Here is an 18,276-nt window from a genome sequence, read left to right as displayed (position 1 = left end):
CTTACTGATTCTGTAATGCTTCGAGTTCTTCCCAGCGATTAAATGCGGTTTCGAGCTTCGACTCGAGATCAGCTAAATGGTTCAATGCCGCTTGAGTAGTTTCCGCATCTTGCTTAAAAAACTCAGGATCATTGACAAGCGCCTGCTGTGTTTCTAGCTCTACTTCGAGCGCTTCCACTTTACTTGGTAATGACTCTAATTCAAGTTTTAACTTATAACTTAACTTATTATTTGCCTTTTTCGGCGCAACAGCTTTAACAACTGTTTCATTTTGCACCGGTTTTTCATTTTCTTTTTGAATCGCAGCCTGTTGTTTAAGATACGCTTCGCAATCGCTATATCCGCCGACTATTTCCGTTACTTTCCCGTTACCTTCAAACGCCCAAACTGCACTACAGGTGTTGTCTATGAACTCTCGGTCGTGACTCACTATCAGCACGGTGCCTTGATACTGCTCAATGATTTCTTCCAAAAGCTCAAGCGTTTCAATATCCAAGTCGTTTGTTGGTTCGTCGAGTACAAGCACATTTGACGGTTTAACGAATAGTTTAGCCAGTAGGAGTCGGTTTTTTTCTCCGCCAGAGAGCGCTTTAACAGGTGTTCTAGCTCGCGCTGGGGGGAACAAGAAATCTTGCAAATAACCTAATACATGACGACTTCTTCCGCCCATCATGACTTCTTGTTTACCTTCAGCAACGTTATCTTGAACGGTCGCTTCTTCGTCGAGCACTTGACGATATTGGTCAAAATAAGCAAATTCAAGGTTGACACCCTGCTTCACTTTACCGCTCTGTGGCTGTAATGAACCAAAGAGCAGTTTTAGTAGCGTTGTTTTACCTACACCATTGGGACCCACAAGCCCGATACGGTCGCCACGCATTACAATCGTTGAAAAGTCTTTAACAATGCTCTTTTCGCCAAACTCGTGTGAAATATGCTGAGCTTCAAAAACCAACTTACCCGAACGCTCTGCGTTTTCAATGTTGAAGTCGACTTTTCCGACTTGATCGACGCGCGATCTACGCTCTTGACGCAATGACTTTAGCGCCCTTACGCGGCCTTCATTGCGTGTGCGACGCGCTTTTATACCTTGTCGGATCCATGCTTCTTCTTCAGCAAGCTTTTTGTCAAAAAGCGCGTTTTGTGTTTCTTCTACTTTAAGATCATGACTTTTCTGTTCAAGGTATTTTTCATAGTTACCAGGGTAAGAAATTAGTTGACCTCGGTCTAGGTCGAGAATACGTGTAGCAACGGCGCGAATAAACGCACGGTCATGCGAGATAAACACGATCCCACCTTTGAAATCCTTTAGTAATTGTTCAAGCCATACCACGCTTTGCAAATCGAGATGGTTTGTTGGCTCGTCAAGTAGCAACAGATCAGGGTCACTAACCAATGCCTTTGCCAATGCCACCTTTCTCAACCAACCACCAGAAAGCGAGTTAAGTTCCAAGTTTGGTGTCAGTTCTAGCTGCGTTAAAACGAGTTTAATCCGGCTTTCAAAACGCCAACCGTCCACCGCCTCAAGGTCTGCAGAGATCCGTTCAAAACGCTTTAGCAACTGTTCAGAATGATTATTTTGCATTTCGTCGCTTATGCGGTGATATTCAATCAGCAATTCAGCAACATCTGGTAGCCCTTGAGCTACATAATCAAACACAGTACCTAATGCACCGCGCGGTGGGTCCTGCTCTAAACGTGATACTTTCAAACCTTGCACACGGTTGATTTCACCGTCATCTAGCAGCACTTGGCCATCTAACACTTTTAAAAGGGTTGATTTACCTGCGCCGTTTCGCCCAACGATACAAACGCGCTCTCCACTAGAGATCACTGCTTCTGCGTCGTCTAGCAGTGGATGTGTACCAAACGCGAGCTGCGCTTTGCTAATTCGAATTAAATCCATACTATGCTAAAAATTCTTCTACTTGTTGTTTATCAAAAGGCCAATACAGTTCTTTTCCGTTGTCCTGTCTTAGTAATACAGGAATAGAAACCTGATACCGTTCCATTAATTCTGCATCATCAACTATATCTTGAAGTTGTAAAACCGATAAATCGACTACGTCACCTATCAGGTCATGTGCCATTTCGCATAAATGGCAACCTTCAGTATGATACAACGTCAAACTAGGCATGCGTGATCAACCAGCTATTATGTATTTGTTTGTTGCGCTTAAAGTCGGGTGAAATGGTTTTATCTGAAATACATTGCGCTTTTAAACCCAGTCCCATCAAACCAAGTTCGTCGATTTCAAAACCACGCTTATTGTTCGAAAACAGAAGTGTGCCATTTGAGCTCAGAATTTTCTTCACCCATGAAAACAGCTGAATATGATCTCGCTGCACATCAAACACGGCTTGCATACGTTTCGAATTGGAGAAAGTTGGCGGGTCTAAAAAGATCAGATCGTATTGACCTTGCGCATGCTCTAGCCACTTTAAACAATCAGCTTGCTCGAAACGGTAACGTGGGCTTTTTAGATTATTAAGTGCAAAGTTTTCTTCCGCCCATTTAAGGTAAGTACGTGACATATCTACCGTCACAACAGATTTTGCTCCACCGAGTGCCGCATGGACTGATGCACTTCCTGTATACGAAAACAGATTCAGGAATCGTTTGTCTTTTGCGTTTTCTTGGATGTAACGTCGTGCCAAACGATGATCTAAAAATAATCCTGTATCCAAATAGTCGAATAAATTGACCTTAAACTTCGCACCGAATTCGTTTACTTCCATAACGCGATCTTGACGGCTCAATACCTCGTATTGATTTTCCCCTTTTGGCGTTTGCGTACTTTAACAGCCACATTCTCAGGTGCCACGTCGAGTGTTTGTGCTGTCAGCGTAATGACGTCCTGCAAACGCTTTTCAGCGACTTTTTCATCTACATTTTTTGGCGCCGCATATTCGTAAATAACCGCGTGTGATGGATAAACATCTACAGCAACATTGTACTCTGGAATGTCTGCGTCATAAGCGCGGTATGCTTCAATGTTATTTTGTTTTACCCAAGATTTAAGACCTTGAAGGTTTTTCTTAAGACGGTTAGCAAAAGCCGACGACGTCTCGAAATGAAGCGTATTAGCGCGATTTACTTGTGATACCTGGCGGGCATCAAGTTGATAAAGATTGAAAAGTACGTCAAGTGGACCGTTTTTAAACTTATAGGTTTTAGCGCGCACTAGCTTTAGAAGATTAAAGAGGCTCTCGTCTGTACCAAGCAGCGCCACATGCCAATCTTGGAAAGATTGTTTAAATGCACCACCTAAATTACGGTACAAATTCACAAGCTCCGCCATACCACCCAAACGCTCACCATAGGGTAAATTCGACACAACGTGGCCAGGACGTTTCGCAACAGCAGTAAGTTTGTTCGCGTCTGCTAATTTAAATTGGATCTGACCTTCAAAACCTGCACGCGAAGCATTTTGTTCCGCAACGCTCAACACACGTTCGTCAATGTCATGGCCAATCAACCAAAGGTTCGGTGTTACCTGCGCATCGCGAAGGGCTTGCTTAATTTCTTTAAACTTTGCATCGCGAAAACCAGGTAAATCTTGGAACGCAAATCGTTTTTGAAGTCCGGGAGCAATATTTTGAGCCATAGAAGCGGCTTCAATCAACAATGTACCTGAACCACAACAAGGGTCAAAAAGCGGCTTTGTTGGGTCTTCCAGCCAACCACTGCGCTTAATCAACGCCGCTGCCAAATGTTCCCTGATTGGCGCTTGGCCCTGTTTTGTACGATAGCCTCTGTCTGACAAACGCGGACCTGAATAATCGACATAGAGCGCACAATCTGATTTATTTAATTTACCAACAACACGCACATTCGGGCTTGTTTTGTCGACGTTCGGACGCTGCCCATCTTTATCATTGAAGTAATCAACAATCGCGTCCTTTACGACCATGCCTGAAAACTGTGAGTTTTTCAGTAATGTATTAGTACCGTTAAATTCAACTGCGAAACTTTGTTTTGGACCAAACCACTCGCCCCATTCAATGTTCTTTGCGAGTTTATACAAGGCATCTTTATCTTTGACGTCATTACTTTGAGAAAGCATCATCATGATCCGCGTTGAAAAACGCGTACTCAAACAAATTTTCTGAGCGAGTAGACTGTCAGCTTCAAAACGAACTGAACCGATCGTTTGCTTTGTAATGGTCGCACCGAATGTTTGCAGTTCTTCTGCGAGTAACGTTTCGACGCCAATGGAGGTTAAAGCGATAAATTGCAACTTGTTAAACCCTAAAATTCAAATTCTTCGGGATTATATCACATGTTGCTTCAATTGAATTAGAGAACTACAGATTAATACATTTGTGAACCAGTGCAAATGTATAAAGCTAAAAAGCTTTTTACGCTGTTTGTGCTGACTTTTGCATAGCCATTAAAGGGTGGATCCGATTATTCAATACTCGAATAGCTTGAAAGGGTTCAAGAATTAAATGTTCGTCGAGTCTAAATTCGGCCTGAAGGTTGATGCACAATGACGCTTCTGCGCCACATTCAACAATTAAAAACTCACCTTGCTGACAGTCGCTTTCGAGTACAACTACAGCGTCGTTAATCGCAGTAGCCCCCAAATACGGCTTAAAAAACCAACTTTTTGGTTGCATGGGGAGTAAGTAATGTTTTGCAGCGGTCGCGTTTAATGCGATTTGACAACACACAGCTTCGCTCCACACAGCAAACTGTTGCAAATAACAGAAAACTTGATTGTAAAATTCTGCGTCTTGAAGACTAAAATTTGGATTTACACGTGTATCTTCAGTGAGTAACCGAAGTTTGTAGGGTGTGATGAGTTCCATGTCAGGACCAAGATCCACATGCAATCGATTAGACTCTTCTGAGCGTTTCCATCGCCAGTCTTTAGATGCTTGCAAAATCTGCCCCCGTGCACAATTTTGAAAATTCAAATAGTGCACGAGAGTATAACGCGAAATATCGCGATGTGAAATTTTTTATAATAACAATTTGTTTAGGATCGTTTTGTTATATACCTGATCCTTATAACGATTCGACGATCTCTTTCACCACTCTTGGGCCTTTATAGATAAAGCCAGTATAAACCTGAACTAGCGACGCACCCGCAGACAATTTTTCTTTTGCAGATCGTGCATCATCGATCCCACCTACTCCAATGATCGGCAGCTTACCTTCCGTGATCCGTTTGAGTTCAGATACCACATGAGTGGATTTTTCGCGTACTGGATGACCGGACAACCCACCTGCTTCGTCTGCAAAACGTAAACCTTTAACCGCTTCACGCTCTAGTGTCGTGTTTGTCGCGATAACGCCATCAATGCGATTTTTTAGCAACGATTCCGCTATTTGCGCAACTTGAACTGCATCAATGTCCGGTGCAATCTTTACCAGCATAGGCACATTTTTTTGGTGCTTAGCCGTTAAATCCATTTGCTCTGATTTTAAACTTTCTAGTAAGTCATCCAACGCTTCGCCATATTGTAAATCACGAAGGCCAGGCGTGTTAGGAGAAGAAATATTTACGGTAATGTAGCTCGCGTGTTCAAACACTTTTCGCATACAGTGAATGTAATCATCCTTTCCTTGTTCATTTGGCGTGTCTTTGTTTTTACCGATGTTAATACCTAAAATACCTTTGTATTTTGACGCTTTAACATTGTTTATTAAATTGTCGACGCCTTTGTTGTTAAATCCCATGCGGTTAATAATTGCATCCGCTTCTGGAAGTCTAAAAATTCGAGGTTTATCGTTGCCCGCCTGCGGTCTTGGCGTAACGGTGCCAACTTCGATAAAACCAAAGCCCATTTGTGCAAATGCGTCGATGCATTCCGCGTTTTTATCTAAACCTGCTGCAAGCCCAACAGGGTTTTTCAATTCTAAACCTAAAAAGTTAACCGGCTTATCTGTTATCGTCTGAGACCAAGCAAGGCTTAACGGTGTACCAGAGAAGCGGCGTAAATTATCTAAGGCGAATTCGTGTGCCCATTCGGCATCTTTACGAAACATGAATCGGCGCGCTAAATCATAAAACATGAAAACTCCTTAGTAACTAATCGCATAATTTCTTTTTGTTGAATCAAAACACGCTTTGTCATCAAAAAGAAAAACATAAACTTTGGGACAAAAAAATACCCCAGTTAAAACTGGGGTATTCTATCGGTTTTGAAATTATTTGGAAGTATCGCAGTTGTGACTAAGCAGCATCAGCTCTCTTAGTGCTACAGAGAACTTCGCAAAGTCATGACTTTGAGAGGTCTTAAACTCGGCCAACATTTGCTTCCAACGTTGTAGCAATAGGTTTTGTGATTCCATCCAAGTATCAATTTGCGTTTCGACATCTTGAGCTTCTTCAACCGAACTTGCCAACACCACTTCTGAAAGTGAGCGTTGCTGCCAATCCAACTCTTCACGGTATGACGCACGCGCAAGCGCTTGCCAATGGTTCGCCACTGGTTGTTTAGTGATTTGATCAAGGAACCAGTGTAGACCCATCTTGTTACCAAGCTTGAAGTAAGTCTCAGAAACCAACGCCACAGGCTTGTTCGTTTTGTGGACAACTTCTGCAAGATCCATCGCAGAGAACAAGCTTGAAAGCGACTCAATACGCGACGCAATATGAGCTGGTACACCTGCCTTTTCAAGGTCACGTGCTGCATCAACGATTAACTCACTTTCGCTAGAAACCATGTAGTTATGTAGATTTGCTGCCAAATCCTTAAACGTCGGTTTATGGAACTCGATAGTTTCTTGAATCGTCAATGCCTTGTTGCGGTGACGTAAGAACCAACGTGTTGCACGACGAACCGTACGACGAAGTTGATACAACATTTCGGTTTGAATTTCAGAAGAAATCTTGTTGTCTAAACTTGAGATTTCATTCCATGTGTCTTTCATTTCAAACACTTCGCTTGCGATTGAATAACACAATGCAATCTCTGCGTCAGTCGCGCCTGTTTCTTCATGCATACGAACCATGAAGTTCAAACCCATGTCGTTAACAATCGCGTTAGCAAGTTTAGTTGCAATGATTTCGCGACGTAGCGGATGGTTGTCCATCGCTGCATTAAATTTGCTGCGAAGTGGCGCTGGGAATGAATTTACAAGGAATTGTCTGTAGTACGGATTGTCTGCAATTTCTTCAACAACCAATGACTCTTTTAATACCATCTTCGAGTAAGAGACAAGCACAGAGAGTTCTGGACGCGTTAAGTCTTTGCCCGCAGCTGCACGTTCAGCAAGTTCTTCATCTGACGGAATGAATTCGATAGCACGGTCAAGTTTACCCATTTTTTCAAGAGCATGGATAAAGCGCACTTTCTCTTTCAGCGTATCTGGACCTTTAGACTTAGTGATAGACAGCGTGTGCGTTTGACGATAACAATCTTTCAACACCAGTTGCGCTACTTCATCAGTCATTGAGTAAAGCAATTCGTCACGTTGTTTGCGCGTTAAATCACCTTCCGCTACTAAACCGTTCAGTAGGATCTTAATGTTAACTTCGTTATCTGAACACGCAACACCACCTACGTTATCGATGAAGTCTGTGTTTACGCGACCACCTTTTGCAGCAAACTCAATACGACCTAGTTGCGTCGCACCTAAGTTACCGCCTTCACCTAGAATTTTCGCACCCAACTCACCACCGTTGATACGTAGTGCGTCGTTTGCACGGTCACCTACATCCGCATTCGTTTCTTTAGAATGCTTAATGTATGTACCGATACCGCCGTTCCACAACAAATCAACAGGCATTGTAAGTAATGCTTTAATCAATTCGTTTGGTGTCATCGCCGCTTTTTTCGTGCCGATCATTTTCTTCATTTCAGGCGTCAACGTAATTGACTTCGCTGCACGAGAGAAAATACCACCGCCTTCTGAAATTAACGATTTATCATAGTCTTCCCACGATGAACGCGGCAATTCGAACATGCGTTTACGCTCTTCCCACGATTTTGCTGGGTCTGGCGTAGGATCAATGAAGATATGCATGTGGTTAAACGCGGCTTGTAAACAAATATGTTTCGACAACAACATACCGTTACCGAATACGTCACCAGCCATGTCACCAATGCCTACCACGGTGAAATCCGTTGTTTGACAGTCAATGTCCATTTCGCGGAAATGACGTTTAACTGATTCCCAACCACCACGAGCAGTAATACCCATTTTCTTGTGGTCATAGCCGATTGAGCCACCTGATGCAAATGCATCGCCCAACCAGAAGTTATACTCTTCAGCGATACCATTTGCGATATCAGAGAATGTAGCAGTACCTTTATCCGCAGCAACTACAAGATATGGGTCATCTTCGTCATGACGAACAACATTCATTGGCGGAACGATGTCACCATGAATAATGTTGTCAGTAATATCTAATAAACCGCGAATGAAGATCTTGTAACACTCTTGGCCTTCCTTAAAGAATGCTTCACGTTCTGTCGGCAGTTGCTTACATACGAAGCCACCTTTTGAACCTACAGGTACGATAACCGTGTTTTTAACATTCTGCGCTTTAACAAGACCAAGTACTTCTGTACGGAAATCTTCACGACGGTCAGACCAACGAAGGCCGCCACGAGCCACTTTCCCACCACGTAAGTGAACACCTTCAACGCGAGGTGAGTAGACGAAAATTTCAAATGCAGGTAATGGCAACGGCATATCTGGAATGCCACGAGATTTGATCTTGAACGAGATGTAAGACTTGGCTTTTTCATCACGGTCTTTTTGATAGAAGTTTGTACGCAGTGTTGCATTGATCATGTCAACGTATAGACGGATGATACGGTCGTCATCTAGGTTTGCTACGTTTTCAAGTTCTGCGTATACCGCTTCAATAATTTTCTCTAATTGCTTCTCAGTACCTGGCTTCTTAGGATCGAATTTCTTCGTAAACAACTCAACAATCATCTGTGCAATGTGTGGATAATGCTCAAATGTTGCTTCGATGTAGTTTTGCGAGAATGTCACACCGATTTGGCGCATGTACTTCGCGTAAGCACGAAGGATTGAAGCTTCACGGCCTGTCATGTTACCAATTAGAACTAAACGGTTGAAGCCGTCGTTTTCTAAACGGTTGTTCCAAACGTTGGTCAGTGCCGCACGGAATCGAGCGGATACTTTATCAAAGTCAGCGATGCGTTTGCTGTCTAGGATCATAGAGAAATCCATGATCCAGTTTACTTTACCGTCAGTGGTTTTAACTGGGAATGGCGTTTCACCAATTACGCGCAAGCCAAAGTTTTCAAGCATTGGCATAACATCAGAAAGATGAATTGGCTCATCTTTGTGGTACAAGCTCAAGCGCACGATAGAGGTATTCGCTTCCTCTTGAGGACGGTAGAATAGAATTTCTAACTTGTTCTCTTCCGTTAATTGCTCAAGCTTTTCAATATCAACCACTGCCGCACTTGGTAGAACTTGATCTTTATATGAGTGTGGGAACGCATTCGTGTATTTACGTGTCAATTCGTTGCCACGTGATTCACCCGCACCTTCAAGCAACGCGCTTTGTAGTTTATCTTCCCACGTACGAGCAGCTTCTCGTAAATTATTTTCGATGTCTTTCACGTTAATTTCGATGTTATTGTCCGCCACGCGAACGATGTAATGAGTACGAGCTAGTGTTGATTCCGAGAAGAAAGTAGTAAATTCCACTTTTTCTTGAGAACCAAACGCATTAGCCAACAGAACTTGCGTTTCACGACGCAGTGCAGTGTTGTAACGTTCACGAGGAACATAAACCATGCACGAGAAGAAGCGACCATATACGTCTTTACGAACGAATAGACGGCACATGTCACGTTCTTGTACTTGCAGAACGCCTGTTGCGACTTCAAGCAATTCGTTTTCACGCGCTTGAACTAATTCATCACGCGGGTATGTCTCTAAAATGTTCAACACTGCTTTGTAAGCGTGTGTGCCACGTGCAAAATCACACATTTCCATGATGCGATTTATTTTACTTTTCAGAATAGGGACGTCGCGAGCACTGTTGTTGTAGAAGTTAGAAGAGAACAAACCGATGAAACGATCTTCACCAATTACATTGCCTTCCTTATCGAAACGTTTGATACCTACATAGTCGATGTAAGCAGGACGGTGAACGCGTGAGATAGAGTTCGTTTTTGTTAACACGAGTAAATTGTTGCTACGCGCTTCTTTTCGTGCGCCTTCTGGCAGACTCGATAAGAACAAACTTGCATCGTCCTCAGAGTTTTTCATCAGACCTAAGCTTGTACCGGTAACCGCTTTAAGTTCGTAATCACCTTTCACCGGTGTTAAGTCGTATTGACGGTAACCCATGAACGTGAAATTGTCGCTCACTAACCAATTCAAGAATTCAGATGCTTCTGCAACTTCATGCTCTGTACATTGATGTGGACGTGTTGGTAGAGATTTTGAAACTTCGACAAGTTTATCGCGGATAAGCAGCCAGTCTTCAACTGCAACTGAAACATCGCTTAGCGAAGATTTAAGTTCAGCCGTAAAACGCTCAATGACTTTATTATCCGTTTGACGGTCGATTTCAATAAAGAACACCGTTTTCGTTGACGTTGATTCTTGCTCAGCTTTCAAATTAGAAATAGCTGAAATAACGCCTTTTTCATTACGTTGTAATTTGAGAGGAGTATGTAACAACAGATGAGAAACAATGTTTTCGCGGTTCATCGCCATACGGACTGAATCAACCAAAAATGGCATGTCCTTTACGATGATTTCGACGATAGTGTGAGACGATTGCCATCCGTCTTTTGCTACCTCTGGGTTAAAAACACGGATGAATGGCTCATCTGTGTTATTTTTTTCTAGCGCATTCCAGAGACTAAGTGCAGCACCGTAGAGATCACTGTCGTTACGTTTTACCAAATCCTCTTTCGACATGTTGCTGTACAGGGATTTGGCAAATTTCTCAACGAGTGACACATGCTCAGCGTGAACTTTCTTTTGGATCAGCTTGCATACATTATCGAGGATAACTGATGCTTGACCTTCATTTTGTGTCATATGTGTTCCTTAATCTATACCACCTTTGAACGGTAGATTATTGTACAGCCATTTATTAGCGTGGAGTCAGGTGAATTTTAACCTTTCTTACGCTAATAAACAGCCTTTTCGACGAAAACATTTCAAGCTTTTTCAGCTGTTTGCTCATCTATTCACAAAATATAGATATAAATCGTTAATGACGACTTTTTCATGGAACATTTATTCACATTTATTTTTCTGGTCAGACCAGATGAAGGCTCCAATGGCTGGTAAAAGTAGTACTGCACCCAACATATTTACCAAAAACATGAACGTCAAAAGGATGCCCATATCAACTTGGAATTTAAGCGCAGAGAAGATCCATGTACTCACACCCACGGCCAATGTGATGCCGGTAAACAGCACCGCACTACCTCGTTCAGCGAGCGCATTACGATAGGCGATGTTCAGAGCAACACCCTGCTTAAGTTGCCCCATCATTGACGAAAGAATGTAGATACCGTAGTCGACACCGATACCAACTCCTAGCGCAATAACAGGCAATGTAGATACTGTTAAACCGATCTCTAAATGAACCATTAATGCTTGAGCTAACGTTGATACAATATAAAGTGGCAACACCACCGCGATTGTTGCACGAACGCTTCTAAAGCTAATCAAACATAAAACGATTACAGCACCATAAACATAGACCATCATTGGCATTTGTGCAGCAGACACCGATTCATTCGTTGCAGCCATTACACCAATCGGACCTGAAGCCAATTTAAACTGAAGTTTGTCTGTCCCCTCTTCTTTAGCAAACTCTTTTACCGAGGCAATGACGTGTTCGATAGTTTCTGCTTTATGGTCTTGCATGAACACGATAATAGGCATAACCGAGCAATCGCCATTTAGTAAACCTGTACTTGTTTCAATGCGAGAAGTTGCTTGTACCAATGATGCTTCATTACGAGGGATCATTTGCCACTTCAAATTGCCTTCGTTGTAACCTGCGTTCACCGATTGCGACACACTACTCAACGAAACAGCTGATTGCACACCTGGGAGGTTTTCTACACGCCATTGGAAGCGACTCACGCGTTCCATCACTTCATGTTCAGTACACGCGACGGGATACGCCTCCACAATCACTTTAAGGATGTCTGAGCTGATTGTGTAGCGATCGTTAATCAAAAAGGTATCTTGGTTGTAGCGCGCATCTTCGTGAAGTGCTGGTGCACCCGCTTGCAAATCACCAATCTGCATTTTTTGCGATTCAACATAGCCAAAGGCAAACAGTAGCGTTGCAACAGCTAAAATTATTGCGGCCCATTTTTTATCCGTCGCTTTTACCAAAATTTCCCGAAGTGTCGCCAGCACGGTATGTGAAGAGTCGTGTCCATCACCGATACGATGAATATGGCTAGAATCAAAATAAGACGCCATGACTGGCAACAATACCAAGTTAGTGAAGATGATGACGCCAACCCCTAAACTCGCTGTGATGGCAAGTTCACGGATAATACCGATGTCGATTGCAAGTAACGTTAAAAAGCCTACCGTATCCGATAGGAGTGCGATGCCTCCAGGTATTAATAAGGCTTTAAAGCTCCCTTGAGCGGCGACTTTACTCGTTACTCCTTCGCCCACTTTCTTACCTATCGCATTTATCATTTGCACGCCGTGTGATACGCCTATTGCAAAGACTAAAAACGGCACAAGGATAGACATTGGGTCCATTCCAAAGCCTAAAACAGACAATAAGCCCATTTGCCACACAACAGCTATCAGTGAACACAAAATCGGTAGCAGGGTCAGTTTTAAACTTTTACAGAACAGCCAAACCATCACAAACGTGAAAACGATGGCAATAGCAAAGAACAGCACAACGCCTTTCGCCCCTTCTGCGATATCGCCAGCCATCTTCGCAAATCCGATGATGTGAATGCTGACTTTATCTGTACTCAGTGGAGTCCCTAATTTGTTCTTCTAGCTTTTTAGCAAATTCGAGTGTATCGAGCTTTTCTTGAGTTTGAGGATCAATTTCCATCAGTTGAGCCGTTACCATCGCACAAGAATAGTCAGATGCAACCATGCGACCAACAACTTTTGCCTTCTCGATGTTTTGCTTTACAACGGCCAGCCCTTGTTCAGTCGGGGCAAAATTAGCAGGAATAATCGGGCCACCCGCGAAGCCATCCTCAACAACCTCAACGAAACGCGCACTTGGCGCAAAAATCGAGTTAACGAGAGGACGATTTACACCTGGAATGAAATACAACTGGTCATGGACAGCCTTCAGTTGAGTGAAGAAAGGTTCATTGAATATGTCGCCGTCATTATCACATACAGAAAGAAGTATACTGTTCGCACCACCAAATTGTTTCTCGTGCTTTAAATACACTTTCATGTATTCATGATTGAGCGGGATGTTTTTCGTAAATGCGGCGTCTAATTGAATATTGGTGGCTTTTAGCCCGAGCCAACCCGTCATCAAGACAAACAACACTAAAACAAATGCACGATGTCTAAAAATGACATTTTCCGTTAATTCTAAAATACTGCGCATTAGTTCTTATTCTCCACACTCTTGAGTCCACTTTCTGTTGCCAGGATCAGTTTTCCATTCGTCGCTACTGCAGATAAAATAGACTTGCCACTTTTCATACTGATTGTTTCTATTTGCTCGCCATTACGAATGAATATCAAGCCACTGTTCGCAACTAAAATCTCTTTGCCTTCAGACTCAACAATGCTGTTAATCGTCGACGTTTTATTTAATTCAATTCGTTGCCAGCTATCGTTAAGTAACTCATCAAACGTGGTCACAAACGCATTACCACGAAGACCCGCTACAATAACTTCGTTTTTGTTATTAATGGCAACGTCAAAAAAAGAACCGTTATAAAACTCATTTAAACGTGTCCATGTTTCACCTTTATTTTGACTAACCGCTACTAGCCCCATTTCGCCAACAATAATCCAAGTGTCGCCTTTAGCTGCAAAGCGATTGAAATGCGGTAGCATAAATGCGGTCTCATCTTTGTATGTTGCAGGGTCAGACTCTTTCAAATCCGCTAAGTAGACTTTATCGTCTTCCAATAACAAATCGTCTAAAAAACGTTTATGCCAATGTTCACCTGCATCGGTTGTCTCATACAACATGCCGTATGCGCCGATTGCAATACCATGTTTTTCATCTGAAAACGCGATGTCTAAGCATGGTTTGTCGACTTCGGGTAAATATTGTTGAATTGTCCAGTTATTACCGCCGTCCTGAGTGTGCAAAATAGTTGCATCGTGACCACATGCCCAACCTTGTTGTGCATCAGTAAAATAGACCGCGGTAAGCAGCGATTGTACAGGAGAGTTACCTTGAGTCCAGTTTTCGCCATCCTTACTAATAACGATAGTTCCGTGTTTACCCACAGCAACATAGGATGTTCCGTTAAATACCAGATCAGTAAACAGGGTTTTCTCAGGATGGGCAACCTGAAGCGCCGCTTCCGGCGTGAGCGTATCGGGAAGTCGAGTATCGTAATCGCCTGCGTGCGAAGCAAAACTTGCACACAACAACGCTACACTCGCTTTTAGCTTATACATCATAAAGAAGCTCTCTTAAACGGGTTCGGGAGATGAAGTCTTACAGGACAAGACAGGCAAGCGAGTGCTTGCCTGTTGCGGTTGGAACTAGGTACCCGATTGGAGCGACAACTCCAATCGTAGTCCCATATTACACGCTTATCGAGTACCCTCACGACGTAACGCATTTGGCGTAAACTCGTTGTCTTGGAACGTTTGGCTAAAATCGTACATCTTTTCTTCGTTATCCAAACCAATTGCTAGGTAACGGCGAGAGTTAAGATCGTGATATACGTCTAGCGTACTCCAATGGGTTGGCACTTCATAGTAATTTAGACCGTGCGCCATCGCGACACGATATAATTGATCACGGTTATCATACGAATCCGCGATGTGGATTTGCCAGCTGTCTTCATCAATAAAGAACACACGTTTCTTATAAATGTGACGAGTGCCTTCTTTTAGATTCGCTTCAACAACCCACACACGGTGTTTTTCATAACGGACGTGTTCCGGGTTAATATGGCCTGGCTTGATAATATCTTCATACTTCAGCTTGTCACTATGCAGTTTGTAGCTGTTGTACGGGATATACATCTCCTGCTTGCCTTTAAGCGTCCACGTGTAACGGTCCGGAGAGCCGTTAAACATATCGAAGTCATCGGTAGTACGAAGACTGTCAGACGCTGTTCCTGGTGCATCATAAGCAACGTTTGGTGCACGGCGTACACGTCGTTGCCCAGTGTTATAAGTCCAAGCTTGGCGTGGTGTCTTTACTTGGTCCATGGTTTCATGAACAAGTAATGCAGTACCAGCAAGACGTGCTGGTTCTGTTACGGCTTGTTTGAACTTAAATAGAATGTTTGATTCTTCAAGTTCTTTCGGCGTAACCGATGGTTCAGAGTACTTAACTAACAATTGCTCATCAAATCCAATGATATTGAAATCACCAGACTCAGTTGGCATAGCTTGACCACCAAAACGCGCAATTGAAAGGCCACGATAACGTAACAAATGGTTCCAGATAGCCTCTAAACCATTTTGCGGTACAGGGAAAGGAATACCGATTGCGGTGTTTTTAATACCGTTACCATCTCCAATTAGCTCTGCAGTCGTTGCATACGTTTTTGTTGCATCGTAAACGAACTGAGGATAAGCCGCACTGCGACGCGTTGGATAGATGTTCATTTTGAAAGTGTCTGGATACGCTTCAAACAATGCCACTTGCCCTGAGACTTCAGGTATTGTTTGTATTGATCTAGATTCGCTTTCGTAATTGTTAGAATAATTTTGTCATCTGCGTAGGGATCTGGATGGTGCATGCCAACCGTGTAACCTGCGATTGGTTTAGTAATACCGCCATCCCATGCTGGAATAGAACCGTCAGCATTACCCGCTTTTTCTGCACCGATTGGCGTTAAATCTTTGCCTAAACGAGCGGCTTGATCAGCAGTCATCTTTGCCATAACCACTGGTGCCGAGAATAACCCGATTAGGGCTGCAGCAATAAGAGTTGGTTTTTTAAACATACTTAAGCCCTTAGATTGAATACTTGATATTGAAAGACACGAAATCACGGTCTGCGAATGTATTAGTCGCGCCGCCACCCCAGAACGCGTTATAACCAAAGTCAAATGACCATGCGTTTTGGTAGTTAAAGTTAAGCGTTACGCCCAACGACTTTCTGTCTTCGACGAATAAGAACATTGGATCTGGTGTCGTGCCATTCACGTCGTGAGAAAATACAACACGTGGCGAGAAGTTTACGCCCGAGAATAGGTTGTTGTATTCACCTTTTGCAATTAAACGGTAACCCCAAGACGTTGCCGTTGGGAACGGATTCGTTTCAGGACCATTTGAAAGTGCAATGTGCAGTAAATCGTAACTATTGCCAGGGACACCTTCAATTGTGCCACTACGTCCAGTACCCGCGACGTTTAGACGTAATTCGTCGTAAGTTGGCATGTCTTTGATAGTTACAACACCAGCCTCGCCCACAACTGCCCAACTATCCGCTCCTAAAGATGGACCGAATAGATGTGTTGCAGTGAACTGTAACTGCATTGTATCGCGCTCAATGTAACCCTGTGCGATTTCACCTGGATTAACATAAGCGACTTGGTCACCCTGACTCATTTGCGATAGACCCGCAAAATCAGGACGAATACCAGCATAAGCCAATTGTTCAGCCATACCAGCATACAATAGCTCTACGTCATCAATCTGTAGAGGTTCACCTTTACGATAAGCAAATTCACCCGACACCGCCGTTTCACCAACCGTCGTATTGAAGCTTAAACCATATAGTTCGATATCTTCAGGGTAAACGATTTGGCCTTTTGTGAAGGCATTCAGGTTTGTAATGTTATCTTCAGTAATTGTATTTTGGCTGATGTAAGCCAAATCTTTCGCAATCGCCGCTTGAGTAAAGTTAGACGCTTTACCTGAAATAAGTGGTACTCGACTATGGTAATTCGTGTAGTACAAACCAAATTCTGTTTCATTTAGTTCAGGTGAATACCAAGCAAGCTTAAGACCGTACTGTCCTGCATCTTGTGGTTCTGTTTTACCTGCATCCCCTTTGCCTTTAAGCGCCACCTTAGTTGGGTAGGCTAAATACATTTGTGCAAGTAGAGACTGTGCAGATGCACTTGTTAAAACGGCAGGATCTGTTGCGTCTAGACCCTTCGCAGTTAACGCACCTTTCCAATATGTATCTAAATTATTTAGCACGGAAGTAAGGTGGGTTAAATCGATATCAGGATTTGACGTAAAGCCTAACTGGATATTTTGAGAGTAGCCGTTTTCAGATGCGAAATCGTTGGTTGAGAAGTAACTACCAGTAGCTGGAAGACGTGTTTCTTGCCACTTATATTGGTAAAACGCTTCTAGCGTTAAATTTTCCGTTACGCCTAATGACGCCCAGAACATACCTACAGGTATAAAGGCTTCTTTAAGTTCTGCACCTGCCGCTTTTAAACGGTCAATATCAACTGGGTTTACGTTGATACCGTGAGAAATTAACGTACTTTCACCCCAGTTTAGCACTTGTTGTCCAACACGTACCGAGAGTGGGTTATTACCGTTATTTAAATCAAAGTTTGCCCAAACAAATGCATCAAGAAGACGGAAGTCTGAACAGACTAATGCTGCTGTGTCATCGTTTTCACATGGGTCAACAGAAGCGCCAGAAACTGGATTTTTGTATGCGAAATCACCGTCTTCCATGGCAAAATCATAGAAGTACATGAAACGCGAAAAAATCCCCCAGTTTTCCTGACGGATTGAAAGTTCGTGTGTACCTTTGATTAATTGAGAGAACGTATCACCCGCGTCGAAGTTTAAATCGCCCGCGTCACCATTATTCGAGTATGCACCAGGTTGAGTCCCATACTTCTGAGGATGAGTATATCGTATTCCCTATCGCTGCATTATAGCCAGTCCAATTGAAGCGAGGATGGTTACTTTTACCGATGAAGGTAAAATCACGGTCTTCGATACGGATACTTTGACCGTAAGAAAACGTAGAATCGAACGTAACATCAAATTCGCCAACTTCAAAACTTGCAGCTTGAGCAGCTGTGCTGCCAACTAGCAATGCAGCACTAAGACCGAGCGTGATTTTATTTTTCACAAATTGCAGTCTTGTTGTCATTATTTCTCCCCCCTTTGGCGGGTAATTATTATCAAGTTATTGTTTTTTGTTGTCGTAACGATAGAAGCGAATTTGT

Annotated in this window: 6 protein-coding genes and 4 pseudogenes; all 10 read right to left on the bottom strand. The window is 43.0% G+C overall.

The genetic code is table 11. The features are described 5' to 3' along the window. Position 1 precedes the first annotated feature (1 nt). The gene (gene uup / locus J5O05_RS00495; protein ID WP_208843131.1) at positions 2 to 1,906 is read right to left on the bottom strand and encodes an ATP-binding cassette ATPase Uup; all 1,905 of its coding nucleotides are present in this window, start codon (positions 1,904 to 1,906) and stop codon (positions 2 to 4) included. 1 nt (position 1,907) lies between these two features. After that, positions 1,908 to 2,138: a glutaredoxin family protein gene (locus J5O05_RS00490; RefSeq protein ID WP_208843130.1), complete on the bottom strand. Its 231-nt coding sequence runs from the start codon at positions 2,136 to 2,138 to the stop codon at positions 1,908 to 1,910. Continuing rightward, positions 2,131 to 4,241 (bottom strand): annotated as a pseudogene (gene rlmKL / locus J5O05_RS00485) (bifunctional 23S rRNA (guanine(2069)-N(7))-methyltransferase RlmK/23S rRNA (guanine(2445)-N(2))-methyltransferase RlmL). The gene J5O05_RS00490 and the pseudogene rlmKL overlap by 8 nt, the downstream one beginning before the upstream one ends. Positions 4,242 to 4,362: 121 nt before the next feature. Beyond that, positions 4,363 to 4,893: a cell division protein ZapC domain-containing protein gene (locus tag J5O05_RS00480; protein ID WP_208844434.1), complete on the bottom strand. Its 531-nt coding sequence runs from the start codon at positions 4,891 to 4,893 to the stop codon at positions 4,363 to 4,365. Between the two features lie 121 nt (positions 4,894 to 5,014). Then, positions 5,015 to 6,025 carry a quinone-dependent dihydroorotate dehydrogenase gene (pyrD, locus tag J5O05_RS00475; RefSeq protein WP_208843129.1) on the bottom strand — a complete coding sequence of 337 codons (1,011 nt, stop codon included), beginning with the start codon at positions 6,023 to 6,025 and terminating at the stop codon, positions 5,015 to 5,017. A gap of 135 nt (positions 6,026 to 6,160) precedes the next feature. After that, on the bottom strand, positions 6,161 to 10,999 hold the full coding sequence (locus J5O05_RS00470; RefSeq protein WP_208843128.1) for an NAD-glutamate dehydrogenase: 4,839 nt from the start codon (positions 10,997 to 10,999) through the stop codon (positions 6,161 to 6,163). Between the two features lie 201 nt (positions 11,000 to 11,200). After that, positions 11,201 to 13,532, bottom strand: a pseudogene (locus J5O05_RS00465) (efflux RND transporter permease subunit). Further along, positions 13,532 to 14,569, bottom strand: a complete 1,038-nt coding sequence (locus J5O05_RS00460; protein WP_208843127.1) for a WD40/YVTN/BNR-like repeat-containing protein — start codon at positions 14,567 to 14,569, stop codon at positions 13,532 to 13,534. The pseudogene J5O05_RS00465 and the gene J5O05_RS00460 overlap by 1 nt, the downstream one beginning before the upstream one ends. A 135-nt stretch (positions 14,570 to 14,704) precedes the next feature. Beyond that, positions 14,705 to 16,074 (bottom strand): annotated as a pseudogene (locus J5O05_RS00455) (DUF1329 domain-containing protein). A gap of 10 nt (positions 16,075 to 16,084) precedes the next feature. Then, positions 16,085 to 18,200, bottom strand: a pseudogene (locus tag J5O05_RS00450) (DUF1302 domain-containing protein). Positions 18,201 to 18,276: the final 76 nt, after the last annotated feature.

The sequence above is a fragment of the Pseudoalteromonas xiamenensis genome (assembly GCF_017638925.1).
Lineage (GTDB): Bacteria > Pseudomonadota > Gammaproteobacteria > Enterobacterales > Alteromonadaceae > Pseudoalteromonas > Pseudoalteromonas xiamenensis.
This window is presented reverse-complemented; position numbering and strand designations above follow the sequence as displayed.

Coding starts and splice junctions, on each gene's coding strand:
- uup (WP_208843131.1), bottom strand. CDS start 1,906: ATGGATTTAATTCGAATTAGCAAAGCGCAGCTCGCGTTTGGTACACAT.
- pyrD (WP_208843129.1), bottom strand. CDS start 6,025: ATGTTTTATGATTTAGCGCGCCGATTCATGTTTCGTAAAGATGCCGAA.
- J5O05_RS00460 (WP_208843127.1), bottom strand. CDS start 14,569: ATGATGTATAAGCTAAAAGCGAGTGTAGCGTTGTTGTGTGCAAGTTTT.
- J5O05_RS00490 (WP_208843130.1), bottom strand. CDS start 2,138: ATGCCTAGTTTGACGTTGTATCATACTGAAGGTTGCCATTTATGCGAA.
- J5O05_RS00470 (WP_208843128.1), bottom strand. CDS start 10,999: ATGACACAAAATGAAGGTCAAGCATCAGTTATCCTCGATAATGTATGC.